The sequence below is a fragment of the Flintibacter porci genome (genome assembly GCF_041925195.1).
Classification (GTDB): Bacteria; Bacillota; Clostridia; order Oscillospirales; family Oscillospiraceae; genus Lawsonibacter; species Lawsonibacter porci.
Genome location: NZ_JBHEVB010000005.1, coordinates 98,839 through 125,004, shown reverse-complemented (window position 1 = coordinate 125,004; position 26,166 = coordinate 98,839). Strand labels below are relative to the sequence as shown.

The following is a 26,166-nucleotide window of genomic DNA, read 5'->3' as shown; positions in this document are numbered from 1 at the left end:
ATGAGCGAACCCATCATTTCCGCCCAGGACGTGCGCTTCTCCTACGTCACCGCTGAAGGGGTGGCCCCCATTGTGCTGGGCGGCGTCAGTCTGGACATTGAGGAGGGCTCCTTTGTGGCCGTTCTGGGCCACAATGGCAGCGGCAAATCCACTCTGGCCAAGCACATGAACGCCATCCTGCTGCCCACCGGGGGCACGGTGTACGTCAGCGGCATGGACACCAACGAGGACCATCTGCTGCTGAATATCCGTCGCACCGTGGGCATGGTATTCCAGAACCCGGACAACCAGATCGTAGCCAACGTGGTGGAGGAGGATGTGGCCTTTGCCCCGGAAAATTTAGGCGTTCCCTCCGACGAGATCCGCCGCCGGGTGGATGACGCCCTGAAGGCCGTGGGCATGTACGAGTACCGGGAGCACGCCCCCCACCTTCTCTCCGGCGGCCAGAAGCAGCGCATCGCCATCGCGGGCGTCATCGCCATGCAGCCCCGGTGCATCGTGCTGGACGAGCCCACCGCCATGCTGGACCCCATCGGCCGTGCCGACGTGCTACGCACCATCAAGACCCTGAACCGGGAGCGCGGCGTCACGGTGGTCCTCATCACCCACCACATGGACGAGGCCGCCCAGGCCGACCGCCTGGTGGTCATGGCCAAGGGCAAGGTCATTGCCGACGGCACCCCCAAGGAGGTCTTTCAGGACGTGGAGGGACTCAAGGCAGTAGGCCTCACCGTCCCCGATACCACCGAGCTTCTCTGGCAGCTGCGCCAGGATGGGCTGGATCTGCCTCTGGACGCGCTGAGCGATGAGGAGTGCGCTCAGGCTCTCTATCAGCTGCTGAAAACTTAACAAGAGAAAACCAGACTCACAGAAGGGAGACTTCGCTATGAGCAATTCAGAAGGAAGCGCCCGGGTCTTTGCGGGCATCGCCACGTTTTTCGTCGTTTTCTTTCTTCCCAAACTACTCGTGCCCATTTTTGAAGAAAGCTCCCTCACCGTACTGTGGGGCCTGGTTGCTCTGGCCGCCGCATGGGTGGCCGTGTGTCTGGTCTCCCTGAAACAGCGGGTCAAACGGCTGGAGATGCAGACCTATTATCTCCAAACCCAGTTGGAAAAACTGGAAAAGCACTCTGACGAACCGTAAGTACCGCGTTTTCTCTTTCGGGCGTGATCCTATCGGGACATGCACCACTCTGCCATAAGGATGGTACCACAATGGAAGCGATCATCGAAACAAAACATCTCACCCACACCTACTCGGCGGGCACTCCCTTCGAGCGCTCCGCCCTGCTGGATGTGGACTTTTCCGCCTATAAGGGGGAGTACCTGGGCATCATCGGCCACACCGGCTCGGGGAAATCCACCCTTATTCAGCACCTCAACGGCCTGCTGAAACCCACCTCCGGCCAGGTGCTCTTTCAGGGGGAGGACATCTGGTCCGATCCCAAGCGCACCCGGATGACCCGGTTCCAGGTAGGTCTGGTGTTCCAGTATCCGGAGTATCAGCTGTTTGAGGAGACGGTATACAAAGACATCGCCTTTGGTCCCACCAACATGGGACTGGACGAGAAGGAGATCGACCGGCGGGTGCGCTCGGCAGCCTACTTTGTGGGCCTGCGGGACGATCAGCTGGACAAATCTCCCTTTGAGCTCTCCGGCGGCCAGAAGCGCCGAGTAGCTATCGCGGGCGTCATCGCCATGGAGCCCAAGGTGCTCATTTTGGACGAGCCCACCGCCGGACTGGACCCGGTGGGCGTGGAGTCCATTCTGGGCAACATCCGGGACTACCACAAGGCCCAGAATGCCACCATCATCCTGGTGTCCCACTCCATGGAGGAGGTGGCCCGGTCGGTGGACCGCCTGGTGGTGGTCAACGACGGAAAGATCCCCTTCCAGGGCGCACCCCGGGAGGTCTTTGCCCACGGGGATGAGCTGGAGGCTATGGGTCTGGGTGTGCCTCAGATGACCCGGGTGTTCCACCGACTGCGCCAGATGGGCGTGGACATCGACCCGTCGGTGTACACCATCGACCAGGCCAGACAGGCCATTCTGGCCAAGCTGGGAAAGGCGGTGAAGTAAATGGCACTGAAAGACATTACCCTGGGCCAGTACTTCCCCGGCCACTCCTTTGTCCACAAGCTGGACCCCCGCACCAAGCTGCTGGCGGTGGTGCTGTATATCGTAGCCCTGTTCCTGGCTAAGAGCTTTCTTACCTACGGCATCATGTTCCTGCTGCTGGCGGTGTCCATCGCCATCTCCAAGGTGCCTCTGAAATCCATCGTCCGCGGACTGAAGCCTGTGGTGTTCATTGTGGTGTTTACCGCAATTTTGAACCTGTTTTATACTCCTGGTGATCACGTGCTGGCCAAAATTTGGATTTTGACCATTACGCTGGAGGGTGTATTCAACGCATTTTTCATGGTGGTACGTATTCTGATGCTCATTGCAGGCACCTTCCTGCTTACCTACACCACCTCCCCCATTCTTCTGACCGATGCCCTGGAATCTCTGCTGGGACCGCTGAAGAAGATCAAGGTTCCGGTGCATGAGCTGGCCATGATCATGTCCATCGCCCTGCGCTTTATCCCCACCCTCATTGAGGAGACCGACAAGATCATGTCCGCCCAGCGGGCCCGGGGCGCCGATTTTGAAAGCGGCAATCTCATCCAGCGGGCCAAGGCCCTGATTCCCCTGCTGGTGCCTCTGTTCATCTCCGCCTTCCGCCGTGCCGACGAGCTGGCGGTGGCCATGGAGTGCCGCTGCTACCACGGTGGCGAGGGCCGTACCCGTCTGCGTCAGCTCCACTACGTGGGCCGGGACTATTTTGTACTGGTGCTGTTTGTGGTGCTCACCGTGCTGGTGGGCGTGCTGGGTCGTATGGGCCTTTAAAATCTCACTTGTTTGGTGATTCAATGGAACGAAATATTGCCCTGAAACTGATGTACAACGGCACCGCTTACCACGGCTGGCAGGTGCAGAAAAACGCCATTTCGGTGGCGGAAACCCTGGAAAAGGCTCTGTCTACCGTAGTATGCCACCCGGTAAAGTGTACCGGCGCCGGCCGCACCGACGCCGGGGTCCACGCTGAGGTATATATTGCCAACTTCCGCACCACCTCCACCATCCCCTGCGACCGCATCCCCCTGGCGGTAAACACCCGCCTGCCCCGGGATATCGTGGTGGTGAAGGCCACGGAGGTGCCCATGGAGTTCAATGCCATCGGCTCCTGCCACCGCAAGGAGTACACCTACCGCATCTATAACTCCCGCCTGGGCAACCCCTTCTATGTGGACCGGGCCTGGTTTTACCCCAAGCACCTGGACGAGAAAATCATGCAGCAGGCGGCCGACCAGTTCGTGGGGACCCACGACTTCCGGGCGGTGCGGTCGGTGGGCACGGAGACAAAAACTACCGTGCGTACCGTGTACTACTTTGACGTGACGCGGCACGACCAGCTCATCGAGTGCAAGGTTTGTGCCAACGGCTTTCTCTACAACATGGTTCGGGCTATGACCGGCACCATCGTTTACGCCGCCGAAGGGAAACTGTCCCCCCAGGACATCCCGTCCATTCTGGAGTCAGGCAACCGCACCCTGGCCGGACCCACCGTGCCCCCCGGAGGACTGTACATGACAAAGCTGTGGTACGACGAGGACGTGCTGTAACTGCTGTCCCGTCTCCACCCCAACAAGAAAGGGTTTTCTATGAGCGAGATGGAATCGAAACCCAAAAAGCCGAATATCTTGGTTCGTGTGCTGGCCCTTCTGGTCACTGCCGCCCTGCTCATCGGGGCGGTATTTCTGGTGGCCAACCGGGATAAATTCAATCTGGACGCTCTGAAGCGCTGGTTTGAATACCGGGACCTGAAAACCAGCGACACCGGCGAGGCCACCCCCTTCTCCCACGCGGGAGGAGACCAGGCCACCTTCGCCTATCTGGAGGACGGCATTCTGCTCTCCTCCACCTCCGGTGTGCGCTACTACTCCTTCTCGGGCGAGACCTATGCCCAGGAGGTACTCACCCTGGAGCACCCCACCCTGTCCACCGCCGGAGCTACCGGTGTGGCCTATGACGTGGGCGGTCAGAACCTGTTTGTTTTCCGCAACGCCCAGGAGGCCTTCCGCCTCACTCTGGACGACGGAAACAGCCTGCTCTCCGCCCGGGTCAACGAGGCGGGCTGGCTGGCTGTCACCGCCCAGCAGAGCGGCTATAAGGGCAGCGTCACGGTGTACAACAGTACCTTCGACAAGACGGTCATTCAGATCAATCTCTCCAGCACCTTTATCATGGATGCCGTTCTCTCCCCCGACTGCAAAACAGTGGCCATTCTAACCTTGGGGCAGTCGGGCGGCTCCTATGAAAGCCAGGTCCGCTTCTACCCCGTGGACCAGAAGGAGCCCTCTGCGGTGGTCTCTCTGGGCAACCTGGTTCCCCTGGACCTGGACTACGAGAACGGAGCCCTGTGGGTGCTGGGCGAGGACGAGGTGGTCATTGTCTCCCCCAACGGAAAGGAGACCGCCACCTACTCTCTGGGCGGCAACTATCTGAAGGGCTGTGACCTGGGCGGCGACGGCTTTGCCGTGCTGCTGCTGGGCCGCTACCGGGCGGGCTCGGCCAACCAGATCGTTACTGTGGATTCCAATGGGGAGGAGATCGCCACCCAGTCTCTCACCTCCTCCGTGCTCTCCTTTGACGCGGCAGGGCGGTATTTCTCCCTGCTCACTGGCGATACCCTCACCATCTACACCTCCGATATGACAACATATAGTATTCTAGAGCATACGCAAAACGCCCGGTATACGGCGCTGTCCTCCTCCGGGGCCGCCGTGCTGGCCAATGCCCAGCAGGCTTGGCTGTACCTGCCCAACTAAGAAGCGCCCCCACGCGGGGAAATAAGGAGATTCCCATGAGCTATCTTTTCTTTGACCTGATCCTTGCCGTTGTCCTGGCCGCTACCCTGTTTCAGGGCTACCGCAAGGGCTTTGTCCTGACCCTGTGCGGCTTTCTGGCTGTGTTCGTGGCCTTTATCGGGGCCTCCGTTCTCTCTGACGCTCTGGCAGAGCCGGTCAGCCAGATGGTCCGCCCCGCTATCGAGCTCAACATCAACTCCGCTCTGGAGGAAAGCCTCCAGGAGCAGGGCGTGACCCTGCCCGAGGGGAGCACTCCCTCTCCGGACAGCTCCGGCCTGGACGGCCTTGGTGAGGACTTCTCCCTGGAGCAGATCCTGGAGCTGGTGGGCGACTCCGCTCTGGTACAGTATTTCTCGGACGCCATTCACGGCGCGGTGAGCCAGGGCGTGCTGGCGGTGACCTCCAATGTGGTGGAGTCCATCGCCGGATACATCGCCCTGCAGATCGCCCAGGGCGTGCTGTTTATCATCTGCTTTGTCCTGGTGCTGGTGGCATGGCACTTCCTCAGCCAGGCTCTGAACCTGGCCTTCAAGCTGCCGGTACTGTCCACCCTCAACCACTGGGCGGGCGCGGGCATGGGTCTCATCAAGGGAGCCGCCCTGCTGTTTATCGCCTGCTGGCTGCTGCGCAGCATGATCCCCCAGGAGGCGGTGGACGGCACCATGCTGCTCCACTTCTTCTGCACCACCAATCCCTTTGCCCTGATGGCCAGCTTTCTGTAATTCATGACCAGTTCATAATTGTGGTGTATGATACCCCGTAACTTGGAGCGTAACACGTTCACTCCGGAAAGGAGCGCAATATATGCAGCCTACTTTATGCAGCCGCTGCAATAAAAACGTAGCGGTTATTTTTATTACCAAGCTGGAGGGCGGACAGACCAAAAATGAGGGTCTGTGCCTGAAGTGTGCCCGGGAGCTTGGCATCAAGCCCATCGACGACATGATGAAGAAGATGGGCATTACTGACGAGGAGCTTGACAACCTCACCAATGAGATGATGTCCGCCTTCGGCGGCGCCGAGGGTATGGAAGGCCTGATGCCCCAGCCCGACGGGGACAGCGACGGCGAGGATGACGGCCGCACCGCCACCTTCCCCTTCCTCAACCAGCTCTTTGGCGGCAACGGCAACGCCCCCGCTGCCGGAGAGACTCCCCGCAGCGAGAAATCCGCGCCCAACCCCAAGGGGGAGCGCCCCGCTAAGCGGAAATTTTTGGAGAACTACTGCATCTCTCTGACCAAGAAGGCCCAGGAGGGCAAGCTGGACAAACTCATCGGCCGGGACCGGGAACTGGAGCGCGTCATCCAGATCCTCAACCGCCGCCAGAAGAACAACCCCTGTCTCATCGGTGAGCCGGGCGTTGGCAAGACCGCCATTGCCGAAGGTCTGGCCATGAAGATCGCCAAGGGCCAGGTGCCCTACAAGCTGCTGGACAAGGAGGTCTATCTTCTGGACCTCACTGCCCTGGTGGCAGGCACCCAGTTCCGCGGCCAGTTTGAGAGCCGCATGAAGGGCCTCATTGAGGAGATCCGCAAGCTGGGCAATATCATCCTGGTCATCGACGAGGTCCACAACATTGTGGGCGCCGGCGATGCCGAGGGCAGCATGAACGCCGCCAATATCCTGAAACCCGCTCTGAGCCGGGGCGAGCTCCAGGTCATTGGCGCCACCACCCTCAACGAGTACCGCAAGCACATTGAGAAGGACACCGCCCTGGAGCGCCGCTTCCAGCCCGTCATCGTGGAGGAGCCCTCCATTGAGGAGAGCGTCAAGATCATTGAGGGCATTGCCCCCTACTATGAGGCCTACCACCAGGTGTCCATCTCCCCGGAGATGTGCCGTCTGGCGGTGACCATGAGCGAGCGGTACATCACCGACCGCTATCTGCCTGACAAGGCCATCGACCTCATCGACGAGGCCTGTTCCAACGTCAACCTGAAAAACACCACCCTGGCCCGTCAGGCCGCTATCACCAAGGAGCTGGCCGACCTGAACAAGGAAAAAGAGGTCATGATGGCTGCCGACACCGAGGAGGCCTACGCCCGTCTGGCCAATATCCGCAGCCAGGAGCTGCGCCTGGAGGCCGAGCAGCACCAGCTGGAGGCCCAGTCGGTGCCCGCTCTGGAAGTGGAACATCTGGCCAACGTGATCGAGCTTTGGACCAATATCCCCGCCAGCCAGATCCGGGAGCAGGAGTATGAACAGCTCTCCAAGCTGGAGGAGCGCCTGAAAAAGCACATCATCGGCCAGGACGAGGCGGTAAAGGCAGTCGCCGCCGCCATCCGCCGTGGTCGTGTGGGTATCAGCCCCAAGCACAAGCCGGTATCCTTCATCTTCGTGGGCTCCACCGGCGTGGGTAAGACCGAGCTGGTCAAGCAGCTGGCCCAGGACCTGTTCCACGCCCCGGAATCTCTCATCCGTCTGGATATGTCCGAGTTTATGGAGAAGTACGCCGTCTCCCGCATCATCGGCTCTCCCCCGGGCTATGTGGGCTATGACGAGGCGGGCCAGCTCACCGAGAAGATCCGGAGAAAACCCTACTCTGTGGTCCTCTTTGACGAGATCGAGAAGGCCCACCCCGACGTGCTCAATATTCTCCTGCAGATTCTGGACGATGGCCATATCACCGACGCCCACGGCCGCAAGGTGAACTTTGAGAACACCGTCATCGTTATGACCTCCAACGCGGGCAGCAACTCCAAGGTGGGCAGCGTGGGCTTTGACCGCACTGCCGAGGAGCAGGGCAAGGAGCGGGCCATGAAGGCCCTGCAGGACTTCCTGCGACCCGAGTTTATTAACCGCGTGGACGAGATCGTCTACTTCCACCAGCTCACCGAGGACAACTTCAAGGATATTGCGGCGCTTATGCTCCAGGAATTGAAGGACTCCCTGGCTGAGAAGCACATCACCCTCACCTGGGACGAGAGCCTGCTCCGCTATCTGGTCAAAAAATCCTACTCCGCCGCCTACGGCGCCCGGAACCTGCGCCGGTGCATCCAGAAGGAGCTGGAGGACGTGATCGCCCAGCGCATCATTGACAGCTGGCAGAACCCGGTCACCCATCTGAATGTATTGGCTGATGAGGATAAGATCCAGCTGATCTCTCTGTAACAAAATATAAAACCGCTTTTGCGGTATAAACCAGTGGGCCAGTCCAAACGGACTGGCCCACTGGCTTTTTTTGATTAAAAATTCGTTTTCGTTGTACTTAGGGCATGGTCGGCTCAGTGGGGATGAGAGAGCCAAGCAGCTCCATCAGGTCCACAACGGAAGCGCCTGCGGGAGGCTCTGTCGCGGGCTGGGTGCTGGTGGTCTGATAGGTCCCGTCCATCATCATATCCAAAGTCATATCCACCTGGGAGATGATCTCGCCCTCCTGGCCCTCACCCTGAGAGGCCGCCATATTCATGGCCAGCTCCATTTTGGAGCCCTTCATGGAGGTGGCAATGGACAACTCTCCGCCTGCCACATTGGGATCGGCTTTCAGCTCCATGGCGTAGCCGTTCACCTTGCCGCCGCTGGTGTAGAGGGTGAAGGTGCCCTGGATACCGCCCTCATTGAGGAAGGTATTCACATAGCTGGAGCCGGACTTGACAAAGTGGCTGTCGCCGCAGATGGTGTTGAGCAGCTCCAGATAGTCCGTGGTGGTAAAGGCTACGCTGTTAAGGGGCATATCCTTCAGCATCTGGGGCAGCAGCTGGGAGAAGCTCTCGTCCAGAGAGGCGTTGGACAGCTCCATAAGCTGGGCATAGGTCATGCCGGTCTGCTCAGACATGGCATCGTAAAACGCGGCCATATCCATCTTATACCAGCTCTCGGTATCCCAGCCATTGAGGTTCCCCAGCTGCTTGGAATCCAGCTTGAAGTAGAAGATTCCGTCGGTGGTATCACCCCGCATGGAGAAGCCCAGATCCATGGGGAACAGAGGCTCCCCTTCCGGAGAGGTCATCGCGCCGGTCAGATCCAACCCGCCTGTTACCATCGAGGCATCCATGGTCATATCGGTATCAAACTCAAACGCAGTGGTGCCGCCGGTGATCATATCGTAGTCGCCCTCGGCCGTAAACGAGAGATCGCTGTTGGTCTCCTGGATCTTCTGCTTCATGGTCAGGCCCATGGAATAGCTGCCGGTGATCTTCTGGTTTTTCTCCACAAAGGTGCGGTTATAGGCCTGATACTCATCCATCCGATTATAGGTCTCGGTGTTGGCGGCCAGAATGGCATCTACGTCATCGATGATGACCGCTGCCACCTCGCCGTCCCAGCCTACATTGTATCCCAGCGCGTCGGCCAGCAGGCCGAAGGGAATATAGGTGCGGTTCTGGTAGACATAGGGGGCCACTTCACTCTGGATGTGCTCCACAACCTGGGCCTGATGCCCATGGGGGTCTGCCGTGGTATTTCCCTCATACCAGTACGAAATGTTATTGGAGCCAATGGTGAGCTGGACCGTCAAATCTCCCTGTTTGGTATTCCCCTGAAAGGCGGTATAAGACACATCGGGCTTGACGGCGGTGACCGTACCGGTGGCGCCATCCCAGGTCATATCCTCCTCTGCAAAGCCCAGCTGCTCAAACACCGCCACAAAGGGCAGGCAGGAGCGGTTCTCCCGGATCTGAGGCACTGCATCGGGGAAGGTGACGTACTCTCCATTGACCATCACATAGAAGTCCCCCTGCTTGGCGGGGAGGGTATCGTTGTCCGCAGCCAGAGCGGGCAGCGTCAAAAGGGCGGCGGTCACGCCGGTGCACAGCAGCAGGCGAAGATACTTTTTCATACAAGGCTCCTTTCTCAGATAGAGGATTGATACCTTAATTATATATTTCAGAAAATTTTAAGTCAATTAAGATTATCTTAATTATTCAGTTTGTCCATCTTCTCCCGTGTTTTTTACCTGGAAACTGCCCAGCATTTCGTCCACCTGCGCATACAGGGCGTTATACCGCTCCATCTCTCCGGGGATGGTTTCGTCATAGCGCACGTCACTGGGACCAATGGCATACAGAATCCCTTGGGCTGTCTGGCCCAGGAAGCGCTGTCCGTAAGGGTAATCCGCGTCGGCAATGCTCTGCCAGGTGTCCAGATCCGTGAGGTAGACCCCCACCAGCCAACCAGCGCCCTCCCAGTCTCCCGCGTCCTTCATGCAGAAGTCCACGCCAATGCTCTCCTCCCGGATGTCCACCTGCCCCACCCACTCCTGAGGCAGTTGAAGGGTAAAGCCGTACTCCTCATTCACATACCATATCCTTTCACGGAGATAAGGCACCAGATCCACAGACCGCTCCTGCCCATCCAGCCAAGCGGTAAGGGTCAGCTCTGTCACATCCAGAACCGTCTGTGCGGACAGCGGCAGGAAATATATCATAGACGGCGTCCACTCCGTCCCCTCCATATAGTGAAGACTAATTCCACCCAGGTCTGAGGTGTCGGCCCGCCCGGAGATTTGTATATTCCACTCCCCTTCTCCCTCCGGCAATGTAAAGGAGAGGACTCCATCTTGATAGGAAATACTCTCCTCCAACGCGTCCAGCTGTGCATCTGGTGCAGGGGGTTGGGTCTGCTCACAGGCCACCAGACCGCCTGCCAGCACAGCACAGGCCAGCGCCAGACACACCAGAGCCCGGCCCCGCTTTTTTGCCACAAACAGGTTGGTGAGCCGGGCCTTCAGCTCCTCCTTGCTGCTGCCAAAGCGGCTGGAGAGAACGGGCCCCGCCCCTTCCGTGGCGCACTCCAGCAGCAGCCGGCCATACCGATGGCGGAAGGCAGAATTTTCTTTGCCCGCCACGTCCTCGTCACAGCACAGCTCCAGATTCCGGCCTGCCACACGGCTCATCCACCACACCAGGGGGTTAAACCAGTGCAGCCAGCAGGCTGCCATCATCAGGCCCTTGTACTCCAGGTCCCGGCGGCGCAGGTGGTTAAGCTCATGGAGGACCACCAGGGGGTCGCACTCCTCCTGAGGTATCAGCAGCACCGGACGCAGCACGCCAAGCACCATGGCGGTGCGTACCCGGTCACTGCGCCGCACCTGAAAGGTTCGCTTGAGCCCCAGCCGCAGAGCCAAATATTGAATCTGCTCCCGAGTCTCGGGGGATACCGGACGCGCCCAGCGCAGCAGAGCCCGTCGGGTGACCAGGTAGCTGCTGATTTGGATGAGGGCGATGGCAAACACACCGGTCAGCCATAACGTTCCCAACACCACCGCCACCGGCACCTCGGTCTGGGCGGTCAGGTCAGGCTCTTGCTCCGTTTGGGGAAGGGATGGCGCCACATTGGGCTCCACCGGAGAGAGCTGATCGTCCGGCAGCTCTCCCGAGGGGCGATTCGTGGGGATGGTCACCTCATACTGGGGCACCTGCACCGTCACCGCAGGCTTGGGCAGAGTGATCTCCACCGGCACCACCAGCCGAACGGCCAGCAGCAGCCACAGGATGTATAAGCTCTTGGCCTTTACCCGGCTTTGCAGCCACCGGGAGGCCAGCAGCAGAGGCAGCAGCACCGCCGACACGGTGGCCGACAGCCAGACCACGCGCAAAAACAGGGTCTCCATTTACATGCCCCCCTTTTCCTCCAGCTCATCCAGATAGGCCCGCAGTTCCTCCACCTCGCTTTGGTCTAAGGCTCCGCCGTCGTGGAGGGCGGCGGCAAAGCGCTTGAGGGACCCCTCGTACAGCTTACCCAGGATGGTGCGTCCCTCCTGACGGCGATAGGCCTCCCGCTCCACCAGCGGGGTGTAGCGGTTCGTTTTCCCCTCCTTTCGGCAGGCCAGATAGCCCTTCTCCTCCAGGCGCTTAAGGTAGCTGTGCAGGGCGCTGGCGGTAAGGGGCCGTTCCAGCCGCTCCAAAATAGCGGGTGCGGTGGCCTCCTTCAGCTCCCACACCACCAGCATAATGTCCAGCTCCGACTCGGGCAGACGGGGATAGTCCTTCATGGAGTACTCCTCCTTTCTATTTCTGCATTTGCAGATCTTTCAATAATATTCTACATTTGCAGAAATTGATTGTCAAGAAGTTTTCCCCAATTTATTGCCAAATGTGCAAAAAGAGCCGGGCCATGCTCCACCCCAGGACCACACAGCCTGGGAAGGTGAGCCCCCAGGCCAGGGCAATGGTACCCGCCACCCTCCAGTCCGCCTTCTTTCCCCCGGCACAGCCCACTCCCAGCAGCGCGGCGGTGCGGGTATGGGTGGTGGAGACAGGCAGGCCCATCACCGTGGCCACCAACAGGCAGCCCACCCCTGCCAGGTCGCAGGCTACCCCATCCCGGGGGTTGAGGGTCACCATCTCCCGGCCCACCGTGTCGATGATCCGCCGTCCCCCCATTCCGGTGCCCAGCGCCATTCCCACCGCGCAGAACACCAGCAGCCACAATGGCACTACAAAGGTCTGCTCGTCCTGCCGTCCCTGGACCAGAGCCGTCCCCAGCAGAAACACCCCCAGAAACTTCTGGCCGTCCTGGGCTCCGTGGAAAAAGGCAGTGGCCGCCGCTCCGGGGAGCTGAAGGCAGCGAAAGAGGCGGTCCGATCCCCTCCATGTTCCGGCCCGCCGTCCCATCTGCCGCCCACACCAGAACCCGGCGGCGGTGGACAGCAGCAGGCCCAGCAGCACCTTCCCCCAGCTCTCCCAGCGCACACAGCTCCAGCTCCCCTCCAGGGCCACCGCCGCCCCGGTGATCCCCGCCACTAAGGCGTGGCTCTCGCTGGTAGGGATACCCCACCGCCAACACACCACTGCCCAAATCACTACCCCTGCCATCCCAGCACTCAGGGCAATGGAGGCCGCCCGTGGGCCGCCGGAAAAGGCGGCGATGGAGTAGACCGTCTCGGCCACCGAGGCGTTTACCGCCGTCACGCAGCACACTCCGGCAAAATTGCACACCGCCGCCAGAATCACCGCCCTGCGAAAGGGCAGCGCTCCCGTGACCACCGCTCCGGCAATGGCGTTGGGAGCATCGGTCCAGCCGTTGACCAGCAGCACCCCCAGGGTAAGCAGCGTAAACAGGGCCAGGGCTGGGGTTTCTCCCAGCTGCTGCAAAAAGGCAAAAAAAGAGTGGGACATGAACTCACCTCCATGTCCCACGGTATGTCCCTATTTCGGATGATATGCGCCCCCCGGTGGCGGGGCGTGCCGCTCCCGGTCCATCCCTTTGGGGGTGGACGCCCGGCCAATGGCCCCCTTGCCGTACTTGTCCCGGATGGCGTCCATAGCCCGGTCCAGCTGCTCCAGACGCTGGCGCTTTTCCTCCTCCGCCCCGGCAAACAGATCCTGCTGGGCCACGGCCTCGTCCTCGGCCACCAGATAGATGGCGGTGACGGTGAGCGCCCGCACCGGCAGGCTCATATTCCACAACTGGTCGGCCAGGTCCATGGCCTCCCGGGCCAGCTCCCGGCTGAGATTGGTGGGCCGGTCCAGCCGCTTCTGGCGACTCACATCCCGAAAATCCGGGTCCCGAACGGTGAGAGCCACCCCGCCGCATTTCATACCATGGCGGCGCAGGCGGGCGGCCACCTGGTCGGAGAGCATGGCAATGCCGGAGGCGATCTCCTCCCGTCCCTGGAGATTTTTAGGGAAGGTCAGCCCGTTGCCCACCGACTTTGGGGGCGCGTGCTCCCCCGCCGGAGCCACCGGAGCCCGGTCCAGGCCGTTGGCATAGTCGTGAAGCTGGGCTCCCGGCCGCCCCAACAGCTGATAGAGGGCCTCCCGCTCAAACCGGGCCAGCTCCCCGATGGTGCGCACCCCAAACTTCTCCAGCGTGCGCCCCGCCGCCCGGCCCACAAACAGTAGGTCGGTCACCGGCAGAGGCCAGACGATGTCCCGAAAGTTCTCCGGGGTAATGCAGGTGGTGGCGTCAGGCTTTTTGTAGTCGCTGCCCAGCTTGGCAAACACCTTGTTGAAGGACACCCCCACCGAGATGGTCAGTCCCAGCTCTCCCCGCATCCGCTCCCGCAGGCGGTCGGCCAGGGCTGCCGGGTCCCCGCCGAAGAGGTGAAGGGTGCCGGTGACATCCAGCCAGCTCTCGTCGATGCCGAAGGGCTCCACCAGATCGGTGTACTCCTGGTAGAGCTCATTGACCCGCCGGGAGTATTCCCGGTACCGGTCGTGGTGGGCGGGCAGCAGCACCAGGTCCGGGCACTTTTTCCGTGCCTGCCAGATGGTCTCGGCAGTCTTTACCCCGAACCGCTTGGCTGGCTCATTTTTGGCCAGGATGATGCCGTGGCGGCTCTCCGGGTCGCCGCACACCGCCACGGGCAGGTGGCGCAGCTCCGGGTGGCTCAGCAGCTCCACCGAGGCATAAAAGCTATTCAGATCACAGTGGAAAATCACCCGCTCCACGGCCCCACCCCCTTTTCTTTATCATAGCGCGTCCGCCCATTTATGTCAAACAAACGTTCTGTTTTCTCCATTGACATCCGCTTCTCTCCCCGATACAATGGGGGTGGAGATAAAAACACAGGGCGGTTGGTAGTCCGTCCGCGGGCCGCGCTCCCGTCAGTAGCCTTCCCTCCCGGGTCGTCCCTTCTCCATATTCACATTTTTATGGGAGGAAACTGAATATGGAACGGAACATCAGCCAGTTCACTGTGTTGTTCCAGCCCCCCTTCTGGGTGGGCATTGCCGAACGCTGGAGTCAGGACGGCTACCAGGCCGCCCGGGTGGTTTTTGGGGCGGAGCCCACCGACGCCCAGTTGTACCAGTGGCTCCAGAGAGAGTGGCCCCGGCTGCCCTTTGGCCCTGTCTTACCAGAGACAGCCCCCCGGCCGGCCTTGGCTAATCCAAAGCGGATGCAGCGGGAAGCCGCCAAAGCCACCCAGCCAAAGGGACTGGGTACCAAAGCCCAGGAGTCCCTCGCCCGTCAGCGGGAGGCCGTTGGTTTGGAGCGACAGGCCCGCCGGGCCGCCCAAAAACGGCAGACACAGGAGGAACGCTTCCGGCTCCGTCAGGAAAAAAAGCGCGAAAAGCGGCGCGGGCATTAAGCCCGCGCCGCTTTATTTTATAAAATCAGATTACACCGGCCAGCACCAGAGCAAACACCACAAAGGTGGCCAGCAGAGCCAGAGAGAACAGCGCGAAACCAGCACTGATCTTCTTGGCCTGGGTGCTCTGAGAGGGAGGCACCACGCCGGCGCCCCGCAGGGCAGCCACCACAGGGGGATAAATGAGCAGGGTAGCCGCCATATTCATGCCGCCCTTGGCCAGGTTAAAGGGCAGGAACAGGGTGGGCAGCATGGCCGCCACATCCGCCCGGGAGAAACCGGTCATGTACAGGGGGGTGATGAGGTAATTCCACAGTAGCATCACCGCGGTCAGGGCGACTACACCACAGGCCAGGCCCAGCACAGCGCCCTTCTTGGTGTGCATCTTTTTGTAAATGAAGGATGCGGTGCAGCAGAAGGCACAGGTAGCCAGGGCGTTCATGATAAAGCCAATGGGACCGGTGGTGCTGATGGTGATCATCTCGATAAACGCCACCAGAATGGAGATGATGGCGGCAGCCATGGGGCCAAAGGTGAAGCCGCCGATGCAGATGATCACATCTTTGAAGTCAAAATCCAGGAACATGACGCTGGGCATCAGCTTGGAGGCCAGCATCACAATGTAGGCGATTCCGGTAAGCATGGCCATGCTCACCATCACTTTGGTATTCATTCTGGAGCGGGCGGAGGTGCTGGTCATGGAAGGTGCGGACATAAAAAAACACTCCTTTTTGTTTGATACATCTGAAAGAGCATGTCTTCCAGGTGTAAAACAATCAAGGAGGTGCGCTTTATGCATGCCGGAACGGCACACACTATTGTTTTGACACACATCTTCTTCCATCCGGACTATACCGTTGGTCCCGGAGTTTCACCGGGTCAGCGGACCTGCTTGCAGGTCCGGTCGCGGACTATACCGCCAGTGGGGAATTTCACCCCGCCCTGAAGACATATCATTCAGTTGTCCATGTCTTATTATACACGGCGCAAAGAAAATTGCAACCCCCCGTTTTTCGGCAAATTAGAACAAGTATTCGACTCTCCGTTGACTTTCCCTTTCTGCTATATTACAATGATTCCAAATCCCTGTCGGAGAGGAGGACCTGCCATGGACAAGAGCACCACCTGCTGCTTTACCGGCCACCGCCCGGACAAGCTGCCCTGGGGCACCCACGAGGACGACCCGCGCTGCATGGCACTGAAGCAGCGGCTGGACGCTGCCCTGATGCAGGTCTATGACGGAGGCGTCCGCCATTTTATCTGCGGCATGGCCCGGGGAGCTGATCTCTACTTTGCCGAGGCGGTACTCGCTCTGCGGGAGCGTCGGCCCGGAGTCACCCTGGAGTGTGCCCGCCCCTGCGAGAGTCAGGCCCACAGCTGGCCCAAGAAAGAGCAGGAGCGCTATCAGTCCATTCTGGACCGGTGCGACTATGAGACTCTGGTACAGCACCGCTACGACCGCTTCTGCATGATGCGCCGCAACCGCTACATGGTGGACCACGCCGCCCACATTCTCACCGTCTACAACGGCGTGCCCCAGGGGGGCACGGCCCAAACTTTGTTATATGCTATTCGGAAGGGCCTGCTGGTCCATCCGGTACCACTGGAGGAAGAAACATGAACACGCTCATGCACATCTGCTGCGCCCCCTGCGCCAACCGCCCCATCGCCCAGCTGCGGGAGGAGGGACACTCTGTCACCGGCTTCTGGTTTAACCCTAACATCCACCCCTATACCGAGTACCAGGCCCGGAAGGCCACTCTGGAGGGCTACGCCAAGGAAATCGGCATGAAGCTGATCATCGGTGGCCGGTATGACCTGCGCTCCTTTATTACCAACGTAGCCGACAACATCGACGGCCGCTGCGCCTACTGCTACCGGGTACGGATGGAAGAGACCGCAAAATATGCCGCCGAGCACGGCTTTGACTCCTTCACCACCTCCCTTCTCATCTCCCCCTACCAGAAGCATGACGCCATCGCCGCCATTGCCCGGGAGATGGGACAGCAATATGGAGTAGAATTCCTCTACCGGGACTTCCGCCCTCTCTTCCGAGAGGGACAGGATTTTGCCCGGGAGCACGGCTTCTACATGCAGAAGTACTGCGGATGCATCTTCAGCGAGGAGGAGCGCTACATGGCCGCCAAGTGGAAGAAGGAGGCCAAGCGCCGGGAGCAGGAAAACGCCGGCCTGACTTAATGCTGCTTTTTCTTTTAAATATTTTAAATATAAAAAAGCCAGTCCCGATTGGGACTGGCTTTTTCGTTTGGCTGGGAAACTTTCTGAACTTAGCCGAAGATGGGCAGGACGTTCAGGAAGCCGGTGATGATCAGGCCGTTGAAGAAGTCGATGAACAGGGAGCCGACCAGAGGCACGATGAAGTAGGCCTGAGGAGCGGGACCATAGCGCTTGGTAACAGCCTGCATGTTGGCCATGGCGTTGGGAGTAGCGCCCATACCGAAGCCACAGAAGGCGGCGGTCATGACGGCAGCCTCGTAGTCGTGGCCCATGATGTTGTACACCACAAAGCGGGCGAAGAAGAACATCAGGACGGTCTGAGCGACCAGCATCACGATCATGGGGCCGGCCACCTCAGCCAGCTGCCACAGAGCCACGGACATCAGAGCGATGGCCAGGAAGATGGACAGAGACACATTGCCCCACAGGTCCAGAGCGCGGGAAGGCAGCACAATGTGCTTGGCGTCGCAGAAGTTACGGATGACAGCAGCGATCAGCATGGCGCCGATATAGGTGGGGAAGGTAAACTTGAAGTGGAAGTTGCCGATGTCGATCTGGATGTTGTTGAGGGCGGCAGTGAGCAGGGTGCCCAGGCCGGCAGCAACGATCAGCAGGATAGCGGCATTGGTGAAAGCGTCCACGTCCACGCGCTCAGCCTTCTCGCGGTCAGCAGCGCTCATGTCGTCCAGCTCCACGCCGGTTCCGCTCTCGGTGGACTTCAGGTTGTACTTGTTGATGATGCTGCGGGCAGTGGGGCCACCCATCAGGGAGCCGGCCACCAGGCCATAGGTAGCAGCAGCAATGGCGATAACGTTGGCTCGGGCGATACCCAGGTCATTCTCCATCATGGGACCATAGGAGCCGGCGGTGCCGTGGCCGCCAACCATGGGGATGGAGCCGGTGCACAGACCCAGACGCAGATCCCAGTCGAAGACACCGGCCAGGATGGAGCTAACCACGTTCTGCAGGCACACCATGATGATGGCAACGATCAGGAAGGTGATAACCTTCTTGCCACCCTTCTTCAGCAGGCGGAAGCAAGCGGTGTAACCGACGCTGGTGAAGAACAGGGTCATGAAGAAGTCCTTGACGTTGGAGTCGAAGGTAAACTCCACTACGCCGGCCATACGCAGGGCCAGGTGGGTCAGAGCGAAGATCAGGCCGCCCACCACGGGGGCAGGGATACAACACTTTCTCAGGAATTCAACGCGGTTGGTCAGGAATCGTCCCAGGACAAACAGCATCATGGCGATGGCTGCAGTCTGGTACATATTCAGAGCAATCTGGGGCATGTTTTCCTCTCTCCTTTTCTATGTACTAATTGGTTTCCCAGTTCCTACATGAGGGGATTTTACACAGCTTCCTTCAAATTGCTTCAAAATCCTACGGCGCGAAAATTTTTTCCCCAAATTTCACAATTTTTCGTTTTTCATTTTGGGGCATCTGACCACTTATTTACGATATTTTCCTGTTTCTTCCTCCTGATTTGTATTATCCTACCCTTTGACTTCCAAGATGGAAGATTATCGCAGAAATAGGTCAAGATATGCAAACTTATAGGTCAATGGGTCAATCTTCCTCCGCCAGCACCAACATACCATCCAAAAAGCATTTCAGGTTAGCCTTGCCCTTGCTGCCCTTGCCCTGGATAAAGGACATCTCCGCGCGCACCTCCTGGAAGGGGAACAGCCGGGAGGCATACTGGGTAAAGACCTCGTTTCCATAGTCGTCCAGTCCCAGGCTGGCCAGATGGTTGAGCCCACGCTCTACCGCCCGACGTGCCCGCTGCTCCATAGACTTGGGACTGTCGCTAAGCTGGGCACACAGGGCGCCCACCCCCACCTGGCACACCTGCTGGTGCCGGTCCAGCAGGTACATGCACATATCCATAATATCCTTTGCCCCCTTCTCTCCAGCCATGCCCAGCTGGCTCAGGGCATATTGAATCCGCTTGCGCTGCACATCAGAGCGAGACTGCCGCTCCACCACGGGAGTCTGCTTGATGGTAAATACACTTTGAATGGTGTTCAGATCCCGCTCATTTTCCATCTGCTGGCGGATATTCCGAATCACCTGACGCACTTCAATCAGGTTAATTGGCTTGTTGATAAAGAAATCCACTCCGGCCAGGTAGGCCTTGGCCACCATCTCTTTGCTGCTGACCTGGGAGATCATAATAAATTTTGCCAGACAGCCCCGCTCCTTCAGCTCGCGGACCACCTGTATCCCGTCCTTGCCGGGCATCAGCAGGTCCACCAGCACCAGGTCCGGTGCCAGTGCCAGGATCTTATCCAGGTCCAGTCCGCTTCCGCTGTCTCCGCACACGGTCCCCAGGTCGTTGCTCTCTACAATATCCTCTAAAATGCTGATGACTGAGATATCGTCTTCTACAATATAGATTCTCATGCTTCTCCTCCCCTCAGTGCATCCATGGGAATGGTCACCTGAAAACAGGCCCCCTCCCCCTCACTGCTGGTCACCTCAATGGTTCCATCCAGCTCCTCTACCAAAAACCGTACCGCCGGCAGACCTACGCCCCGGTTGATGTTTCCGGTCTGGGGATCAAATTTGGTGGAATAGCCCACCTGGAACAGATTCTGCATGGCCCGCTTGGAGATACCAGGTCCGGTATCCCGCACGGTCAGCACCATCTGCTCCCGGACCACCCGTTCCTCCACCAGGATCATCCCTGAACCCCGTCCGCTTTGAATGGCTTCCGCGGCGTTCATCACCAGATTTTTCAGCACCGACATAAGCCGGTAGTGTTCCGCAGTGGCAAAATCCGTCTCACACCGACATTCCAGCAGCACATCATTCTGACGTTCTCCCAGAATATGCCGCATGGTATCCCGCAAAATATGCAGCAGATCGGACATGCGCATGGTCTCATCGTTGTAGGCGTTGGCTACCTCGCCCTCAATGCCCCGGATAATACTGAGATTGTCCTTTTTTACCTCATGCACGTCCCGGGCGATGGACAGGGCAAGCTGACGCAGAGGCTCAGGATAGTCCTCCGCTCCCAGCTGCTCGTAGAGCTGATAGGCACGGGTCATGATCCCTTCAATGTTTTCTGCGTCTTTTTTTAGAAAATACAGTTCATTTTTCAAATTGGCGGTAAGCAGGAACAAACGCTGATAGCGCCGCTCGTGTTCCTCCTCCATCAGCAGGCGCTGATAGCGCCGCATCCCCCATAAAATACCCGCAGCCAGCAGAGAGCGTGCCAGTCCCAGCAGCACCAGGGTCACAATGGCCGGCGCATCCGGCAACGCCATCCGGGACAAAGTCAGGTCCTCCATATTGGAGAGCATATCGCAGATCCAGAAGCTGCGCCACAGCGTGGTAAGGGATGCCTCATACCGGTTTGGCACCTGGAGACACAGCAGGCAGTCGTAGCAGAGATAGAACAAGGCTCCCGGATACTCCTGGCAGGCCACGAATATCAGATCTTCGCCCCCGGCCACTCCAATGATACACCGCACCACCAGAACCGTCAGCGCAGTCAGCACTCCGGTATCGGGCTTGCGGCTGTCCTGCATCAGGGTAAGCAGAAGCACAGGGTAGAGTACCACAGCCGCTGAGATGCGGAAATTTTCCGCCCAGATGTTGAAGAACAGCTCCGCGCTTAAAGCCGTGCCCAGAGCCGCCAGCAGCTTGCGTTCCCATCGGCTGGCCCGCCATCGAATGAGTTGTCTCTTTTTTCCCTCCAAACCTATGTCCTCCTTCGTATACCGCCCAGGGGGGCAACCGGTCTTATTATACCACGTCTTTGTCCTTTTGCCTAGAAACACACTGCTCCACCAGCTTGTTTATGGTATAAAAAAACGTCTGCGCGGAATGCGCAGACGTTTGAAAGGATAAAACTTAGGCCAGGGCCTTCTTAGCGGTCTCAGTGAGCTGAGCGAAAGCGGCCTTATCGTTCACAGCCAGCTCGGAGAGCATCTTACGGTTGATCACGATGCCAGCCTTCTTCAGGCCGTTCATGAAGGTGGAATAGTTCATGCCGTTCATCTTGCAGGCGGCATTGATGCGGGTGATCCACAGCTGACGGAAGTCACGCTTCTTCAGCTTACGGCCGGTGTAGGCGTAAGAGCCGGACTTCATCACGGCCTGGTTGGCCATCTTGAAGTGCTTGGACTTAGCACCCCAGTAGCCCTTGGCCATCTTCAGGATCTTATTTCTTCTCTTGCGCGTCATCATCGCGCCCTTAACTCTTGCCATTGTTCGTTCCCTCCCTCTTCTTACTTGTACAGGATCATGCGCTTGATGGCGGCCTCATTGGTCTTGTCGGCATAAGTGGTGCCGCGCAGAGCCCGCTTGAGCTTGGTGGTCTTGCCGTGACCGTTGAGCAGGTGACGCTTCTTGGTCATGGCGCGCTTGACCTTGCCGGACTTCGTGAGGGAAAAGCGCTTCTTAGCGCCGCTATGAGTCTTGATCTTGATCTTCGGCATAACAGAAAACTCCTTTGCTTCTTACTTTTTGGCGTCCTTGGCAGGCTTGGGGGACAGGAAGATGGACATGTGGCGTCCCTCCAGCTTCGGACTTTTATCCATCACGGCGGTCTCGCCGCAGGACTCGGCAAACTTCAGCAGCAGATCCTGACCGATGTTGGTGTGGGCCATCTCACGGCCGCGGAACCGCACGGTCACCTTGCAGCGGTTGCCCTCAGACAGGAACTTCTGGGCGTTGCGCAGCTTCACATTGAAGTCGTTGACGTCAATGCTGGGGGACATGCGGATCTCTTTGATCTCCACTACCCGCTGGTTTTTACGGGCTTCCTTTTCGCGCTTGGTCTGCTCGAACCGGTACTTGCCGTAGTCCATCAGCTTGCATACCGGGGGCACAGCGTTGGGAGAGATCTTGACCAGGTCCAGGTTCTGCTCCTCAGCCATGCGCAGCGCCTCCTGAGAGGACATGATGCCAAGCTGCTCACCGGTCTCAGAGATCAGACGGACCTCCTTGTCCCGGATTTCTTCGTTGGTTTGATGACCTGTGTTAGCGATGGGAAAGCACCTCCAAACAAAAAAATAAACGCGGCTGCCGGAATGGCGCCCGCGTCACAAAAATCCCCGCCAAGTCTCCCTGGCGAAGAAGTGAAACCTTGTTAACCCTTTGGCTCTGGCCTGGGGTGAGGTACGGGGCACCGTTCCTGCTTTCTTTTTCTTACACATTTTATCAGTGTGTCTCGCCCTTGTCAAGTATTATTTTATCTTTTTCCGTCTTTTCTTCCATCCCCGCAAATATTTACATAACCTTCTTTTTTCGTCCTGCTTCTACAAAAAGTTTTACACACTTTCCACACTACTTTCCACATTTTATTGTTATTTCCTGCACACTGTTTTAAATCTTTTTGTTTTCTCCCTTCCATTTTCTTCTTGATTCCACCTTGTAAGGTTACATAATGCATTAAATTGCTTTTTTATTTGAAAAGAATAAGCCCTCCCCCGACGGTATTGTTCCCACAGAGGAGGGCTTGAAGATTTCGATATTTAACCCAGGGAAATATCCCGGGTAGCATAGGCGTTCAGATCCAGGCCCGCCACATGCCCGGCCTGGTACTCATAAAATCCCTGGCAGCCGATCATGGCGGCATTGTCCTCCTCATGGAGCTAGCTCCATGGGGCCCCCTTCCATTTAAAATGCTCGGGCGGAATGAATCCGCCCTGCGCCAAGGTTTTGCCAAAGGCAAAACGCTTGTACGGCGCAAACGCCGCCCCACCTTGCGGCGGGGCCCCGGCGACAACACCGCTTACCCCAGGCTGATATCCCGGGTAGCATAGGCGTTCAGATCCAGGCCGGCTACATGCCCGGCCTGGTACTCATAAAATCCCTGGCAGCCGATCATAGCGGCGTTGTCGCCGCAGTACTTCAGCTCCGGCAGGTAGAGCTTATCTCCGCTCTTGGCGCAGGCGGCTTGCAGGCCGGCGCGGATGCGGCTGTTTGCCGCCACGCCTCCGGCCACCGCCAGTCGGCCGTAACCCTTCATTCGGGCGGCTGCCATAGCCCGGGGCACCAGCGAGTCGCTCACCGCCCGGCCAAAGCTGGCAGCAAAGTCAGGCAGGGACAACTCCTCCCCCTTCTGCTGGGTGTTGTGGATAAGGTTGAGACTGGCCGTCTTCAAGCCGGAGAAGGACATATCCAGCTCATGGCCGGCCACATGGGCGCGGGGCAGCTCGTACCGGCTGTCATCTCCACCCTGAGCCAAGCGGTCCATGGGGCCGCCGCCGGGGTAACCGATGCCCAGCACCCGAGCCACCTTGTCAAAGCACTCCCCTGCTGCATCGTCACGGGTGCCGCCCAGCACCTCCATCTCGGTGTAAGACTTCACGTCCACAATGGCGGTCGTGCCGCCGGAGACGCACAGGCAGACAAAAGGGGGCTCCAGATCGGGGTGGGTGAGGTAATTTGCCGCAATATGGCCCCGCACATGATGGACTGGGATCAAGGGCAGATCCAGGGCCATGGACGCGCCCTTGGCAAAGTTCACTCCCACCAGCACCGCGCCGATGAGACCAGGCGCATAGGTCACAGCGATGGCATCCAGGTCGCCCCGGGTCATCCCCGCCTGCTCCAAAGCCTGGTCGGCCAGACCGGTCACTGCCTCCACATGCTTGCGGGAGGCGATCTCGGGTACTACGCCGCCGTAAATGGTATGCATCTCGATCTGAGAGGCCACACAGTTGGACAGCACCGTCCGCCCGTCTTTGACAACTGCAGCGGCGGTCTCGTCGCAGGAGGATTCAATGGCTAAAATATTCATACGGCTCCTTCTTCCAGTTTGCAGGAAATAAAGTTAATATAGTTTTTCTTTTTCCATAACCGCGTCGATTCGGTTAAAGCGTTCGGTGCGGGTCACATCCCGCTGTCCGCTGATGGCCAGCAGGAACACCTCCGACAGACTGAGGGGGGCCACATAGGAGTTGGCAAATCCCAGTCCCTCTACCTGTGCCACCACCACCACATCCGCCTTACTGGCTAGAGGGCAGGTACGCCGGTCTGTCATCAAAATAATTTTTGCCCCGCTCTCCCGGGCAATGTCCATCAGCACACCACAGATCTGGGAATAGCGCGGGAAGCTGTACAGAAACAGGCAGTCTTTATCGGTAATATCCAATACATTTTCCACTGCCGTGGCATCTGCATGGGTCACAGAAACCACGTGGGGAGTCAAAAACAGCAGCTTGCTGGCCATATATTGGGCGCAGCAGGCCGTTCCGCGAAATCCCACAATATACTTGCGGTCACTGCTGAGCAGGATGTCCACCACCTGGTCCACCGTTCCCTGATCCAGCTGGGCAAAGCTCTTTTGCAGATTCTCTAAGGTATAGCCCCCCACATCACTGATCAGGCTGCCCTGCTTGAGCTGCGCTCTGCTGCGGGCATACTTCTCTCCGGGAGACAAGTCCTGCTGGACCTGATTGATCTGTCTGGCCGCCCTCGCGTTCATCTCTCCCCGGAAGTCTGCATAACCTTTGAACCCGAGTTTGCGGATAAAGCGGATCACCGACGTGTCGCTGACTCCGATGGCTTCTGCAAGGGAGGTGGAGGTCTGAAACCCAATGGTATTCAGATTGGCTAAAATATACTCCGCAATCTCCGCGTCGGTGCGTGTCAGGGACATTCCCTGTATCTTTTTCACCAAATCATCCATGTGTTACCCTCTCCTCACTGATACAGGGAAAGGATACCACAGTTTGCCATTGTGGTCAATCTCCCCGCTTCCAGCGCAAAACCCGGCGGCGCTGCGCAGAAGTCCTGCGCGGCGCCGCCGGGTCATATTAAGGAGAGAGTATTTGTTTATCCCTGGGACTGTACGTTTTCCTTTTTCCGCTTTCTTCCGATACCGGTCAGAATGCTCAGCAGGAAAATAATCAGAAGGCCCCAGCAATGGAAGGTATATCCAATAAAATTCAGGAAGGAGAAAGACGCCGGAACTCCAGCTACGCTGGTCGCTACGCCTGTGATCACCAGAGCAGGATTGCCGTGAGGGATCAGTCCGTTCGTTCCGCAGGCAACGCCGTCCAGAATATTGGCGCTTCGACAGGGATCTGCCTCGTCCTTATAATCGCTCATCAGCTGCTTGACGAAGGGACCAAAGAATACAATGGCCACATTTGCCATGCCGATCATACCAGAGGCAACGGGGCTGTCATCACTGAACAGGACAGAAGGCTCAATGACACCCAGCACAACGCTGAACAGCAGGGCCAGCGCATTGGAAAGGAGCAGGGCGGAGACCAGGCCCCAACCTCTGCGCATCATATAGACCAGCACAATGGGGAGAACCAGGAAAATCAGGGACTTGGCTTTGGTGGGATCGCCCTCGATCACCGCGCTTCCACCGCTGGACTGCTGAAGGCCGATCACCACATACAGCACGGCGGAAATAGCGCCTACAATAATGGAATAGGGGATACGAGTACGCACCACATCATTGACGCTGGCTCCCTGAGTTTGGGAAGATGCAATGGTGGTATCAGAAATGGGAGCCAGGTTATCGCCAAAAATGGAGCCGCTGATGATCGCGCCGCACATAAGGCCCATATCGATCCCCAGCTCACCTGCCAAGGGGCACATTACGGCAGAAACTGCAGTGACGGCTCCGGTGGAGGTTCCGCAGGCTGTGGAAATCAGCACACAGACCAAAAAGGCAATTACCGGAATAAAACCTGTATTCACGTTCATCTGGGCCACAACCCAGATCAGGGCTTCAATCAATCCGCTGGTTTTCAGCAGGGCAGACAGTAGTCCCGCCATAAAGAACGCCACGCAGATCACGCAGACCATGGATTCCCGCAGGCCTTTTAACATTTCGTCGCCGTAGGCCTTACGATCTTTTGCCAAAATCAGTCCAAGCACCAGGGAGAGGAACAAAACCACCATCATGCTCTTTGTTCCGCCGCCCCGGATCAGCAGCATATACATGATCCCGGCTACCGCCAGAGCAACACACAGCCAAGCTCCCACATGACCGCCATAGTAGCTGACTGGGTACGATTTTTTCGCCTCCATCATAATCTCCTTTCTTCCAATGCAATACCAGTTCGT

Annotated in this window: 26 protein-coding genes, 1 pseudogene and 1 riboswitch; of the genes and pseudogenes, 11 read left to right on the top strand and 16 right to left on the bottom strand. The window is 58.4% G+C overall.

The window, feature by feature from the left end:
• From ACEVJL_RS06900 to ACEVJL_RS06865, 8 genes are all read left to right on the top strand, one after another.
• Entirely contained in the window at window positions 1–849 is an 849-nt protein-coding gene (locus ACEVJL_RS06900; protein ID WP_374737297.1) for an energy-coupling factor transporter ATPase, read from the top strand.
• A gap of 37 nt (window positions 850–886) precedes the next feature.
• Complete coding sequence (locus ACEVJL_RS06895; protein WP_302670931.1) at window positions 887–1,144, top strand: hypothetical protein; 258 nt, start codon at window positions 887–889, stop codon at window positions 1,142–1,144.
• A gap of 71 nt (window positions 1,145–1,215) precedes the next feature.
• The gene (locus ACEVJL_RS06890; RefSeq protein ID WP_008981499.1) at window positions 1,216–2,079 is read left to right on the top strand and encodes an energy-coupling factor transporter ATPase; all 864 of its coding nucleotides are present in this window, start codon (window positions 1,216–1,218) and stop codon (window positions 2,077–2,079) included.
• Entirely contained in the window at window positions 2,080–2,889 is an 810-nt protein-coding gene (locus tag ACEVJL_RS06885) for an energy-coupling factor transporter transmembrane component T family protein (protein WP_235397964.1), read from the top strand. It abuts the gene before it with no gap.
• A gap of 23 nt (window positions 2,890–2,912) precedes the next feature.
• Entirely contained in the window at window positions 2,913–3,665 is a 753-nt protein-coding gene (truA, locus tag ACEVJL_RS06880; protein ID WP_235397962.1) for a tRNA pseudouridine(38-40) synthase TruA, read from the top strand.
• A gap of 39 nt (window positions 3,666–3,704) precedes the next feature.
• A complete protein-coding gene (locus ACEVJL_RS06875; protein ID WP_325207963.1) occupies window positions 3,705–4,871 on the top strand; it encodes a DUF5711 family protein in 1,167 nt (388 codons plus the stop codon).
• Window positions 4,872–4,906: 35 nt separating this feature from the next.
• Entirely contained in the window at window positions 4,907–5,632 is a 726-nt protein-coding gene (locus ACEVJL_RS06870; protein WP_374737296.1) for a CvpA family protein, read from the top strand.
• An 82-nt stretch (window positions 5,633–5,714) separates the two neighbouring features.
• Window positions 5,715–8,021 (top strand): ATP-dependent Clp protease ATP-binding subunit, encoded by a 2,307-nt coding sequence (locus ACEVJL_RS06865; RefSeq protein WP_302667928.1) that lies wholly within the window; start codon window positions 5,715–5,717, stop codon window positions 8,019–8,021.
• A 97-nt stretch (window positions 8,022–8,118) separates the two neighbouring features.
• On the opposite strand, the gene ACEVJL_RS06860 is transcribed toward ACEVJL_RS06865, so the two are convergent.
• The 5 genes from ACEVJL_RS06860 to dinB form a co-directional block, all read right to left on the bottom strand.
• The gene (locus tag ACEVJL_RS06860) at window positions 8,119–9,687 is read right to left on the bottom strand and encodes a copper amine oxidase N-terminal domain-containing protein (RefSeq protein WP_374737295.1); all 1,569 of its coding nucleotides are present in this window, start codon (window positions 9,685–9,687) and stop codon (window positions 8,119–8,121) included.
• Between the two features lie 81 nt (window positions 9,688–9,768).
• Window positions 9,769–11,460, bottom strand: a complete 1,692-nt coding sequence (locus tag ACEVJL_RS06855) for a M56 family metallopeptidase (protein ID WP_374737294.1) — start codon at window positions 11,458–11,460, stop codon at window positions 9,769–9,771.
• The gene (locus tag ACEVJL_RS06850; protein WP_008981491.1) at window positions 11,461–11,841 is read right to left on the bottom strand and encodes a BlaI/MecI/CopY family transcriptional regulator; all 381 of its coding nucleotides are present in this window, start codon (window positions 11,839–11,841) and stop codon (window positions 11,461–11,463) included.
• Between the two features lie 91 nt (window positions 11,842–11,932).
• On the bottom strand, window positions 11,933–12,967 hold the full coding sequence (locus ACEVJL_RS06845) for an inorganic phosphate transporter (protein ID WP_374737293.1): 1,035 nt from the start codon (window positions 12,965–12,967) through the stop codon (window positions 11,933–11,935).
• Between the two features lie 30 nt (window positions 12,968–12,997).
• Window positions 12,998–14,242, bottom strand: a complete 1,245-nt coding sequence (gene dinB, locus ACEVJL_RS06840; protein ID WP_374737292.1) for a DNA polymerase IV — start codon at window positions 14,240–14,242, stop codon at window positions 12,998–13,000.
• A gap of 221 nt (window positions 14,243–14,463) precedes the next feature.
• Between dinB and ACEVJL_RS06835 the strand changes: the two genes are divergently transcribed.
• Entirely contained in the window at window positions 14,464–14,883 is a 420-nt protein-coding gene (locus tag ACEVJL_RS06835) for a YjdF family protein (RefSeq protein WP_374737291.1), read from the top strand.
• Between the two features lie 25 nt (window positions 14,884–14,908).
• Here the strand turns inward: ACEVJL_RS06835 and ACEVJL_RS06830 are convergent, their stop codons facing one another.
• Window positions 14,909–15,598: an ECF transporter S component gene (locus ACEVJL_RS06830; RefSeq protein WP_374737290.1), complete on the bottom strand. Its 690-nt coding sequence runs from the start codon at window positions 15,596–15,598 to the stop codon at window positions 14,909–14,911.
• 113 nt (window positions 15,599–15,711) lie between these two features.
• A riboswitch (FMN riboswitch) is annotated at window positions 15,712–15,837 on the bottom strand.
• 154 nt (window positions 15,838–15,991) lie between these two features.
• On the opposite strand from ACEVJL_RS06830, the gene ACEVJL_RS06825 reads away from it, so the two are divergent.
• Together ACEVJL_RS06825 and ACEVJL_RS06820 are read left to right on the top strand one after the other, a co-directional pair.
• Window positions 15,992–16,504, top strand: coding sequence for an SLOG family protein (locus tag ACEVJL_RS06825; protein ID WP_374737289.1), 513 nt, complete (start codon window positions 15,992–15,994; stop codon window positions 16,502–16,504).
• Entirely contained in the window at window positions 16,501–17,082 is a 582-nt protein-coding gene (locus tag ACEVJL_RS06820) for an epoxyqueuosine reductase QueH (protein WP_235397941.1), read from the top strand. Before ACEVJL_RS06825 ends, ACEVJL_RS06820 begins: the two co-directional genes overlap by 4 nt.
• An 89-nt stretch (window positions 17,083–17,171) precedes the next feature.
• Here ACEVJL_RS06820 and gltS read toward each other — a convergent pair whose 3' ends face one another.
• The 10 genes and pseudogenes from gltS to ACEVJL_RS06770 all read right to left on the bottom strand — a co-directional run bounded on the left by gltS (window position 17,172) and on the right by ACEVJL_RS06770 (window position 26,133).
• On the bottom strand, window positions 17,172–18,413 hold the full coding sequence (gene gltS / locus ACEVJL_RS06815; protein WP_374737288.1) for a sodium/glutamate symporter: 1,242 nt from the start codon (window positions 18,411–18,413) through the stop codon (window positions 17,172–17,174).
• A gap of 277 nt (window positions 18,414–18,690) precedes the next feature.
• A complete protein-coding gene (locus tag ACEVJL_RS06810) occupies window positions 18,691–19,527 on the bottom strand; it encodes a DNA-binding domain-containing protein (RefSeq protein WP_235397937.1) in 837 nt (278 codons plus the stop codon).
• Window positions 19,524–20,828: a sensor histidine kinase gene (locus ACEVJL_RS06805; protein ID WP_374737287.1), complete on the bottom strand. Its 1,305-nt coding sequence runs from the start codon at window positions 20,826–20,828 to the stop codon at window positions 19,524–19,526. Before ACEVJL_RS06805 ends, ACEVJL_RS06810 begins: the two co-directional genes overlap by 4 nt.
• Before the next feature lie 154 nt (window positions 20,829–20,982).
• Window positions 20,983–21,339, bottom strand: coding sequence for a 50S ribosomal protein L20 (gene rplT / locus ACEVJL_RS06800; RefSeq protein ID WP_008981481.1), 357 nt, complete (start codon window positions 21,337–21,339; stop codon window positions 20,983–20,985).
• 20 nt (window positions 21,340–21,359) lie between these two features.
• Window positions 21,360–21,569, bottom strand: coding sequence for a 50S ribosomal protein L35 (gene rpmI, locus ACEVJL_RS06795; protein ID WP_008981480.1), 210 nt, complete (start codon window positions 21,567–21,569; stop codon window positions 21,360–21,362).
• 21 nt (window positions 21,570–21,590) lie between these two features.
• A complete protein-coding gene (infC, locus tag ACEVJL_RS06790; RefSeq protein WP_084203557.1) occupies window positions 21,591–22,121 on the bottom strand; it encodes a translation initiation factor IF-3 in 531 nt (176 codons plus the stop codon).
• Between the two features lie 486 nt (window positions 22,122–22,607).
• Window positions 22,608–22,715 (bottom strand): annotated as a pseudogene (locus ACEVJL_RS06785) (tRNA (adenosine(37)-N6)-threonylcarbamoyltransferase complex transferase subunit TsaD); the annotation flags it as partial.
• Window positions 22,716–22,867: 152 nt separating this feature from the next.
• Window positions 22,868–23,878, bottom strand: a complete 1,011-nt coding sequence (gene tsaD / locus ACEVJL_RS06780) for a tRNA (adenosine(37)-N6)-threonylcarbamoyltransferase complex transferase subunit TsaD (protein WP_235397931.1) — start codon at window positions 23,876–23,878, stop codon at window positions 22,868–22,870.
• A gap of 33 nt (window positions 23,879–23,911) precedes the next feature.
• Window positions 23,912–24,769 carry a MurR/RpiR family transcriptional regulator gene (locus ACEVJL_RS06775; RefSeq protein WP_235397929.1) on the bottom strand — a complete coding sequence of 286 codons (858 nt, stop codon included), beginning with the start codon at window positions 24,767–24,769 and terminating at the stop codon, window positions 23,912–23,914.
• A 146-nt stretch (window positions 24,770–24,915) separates the two neighbouring features.
• Window positions 24,916–26,133 (bottom strand): Na+/H+ antiporter NhaC family protein, encoded by a 1,218-nt coding sequence (locus ACEVJL_RS06770; protein ID WP_374737286.1) that lies wholly within the window; start codon window positions 26,131–26,133, stop codon window positions 24,916–24,918.
• Between the last annotated feature and the right edge of the window lie 33 nt (window positions 26,134–26,166).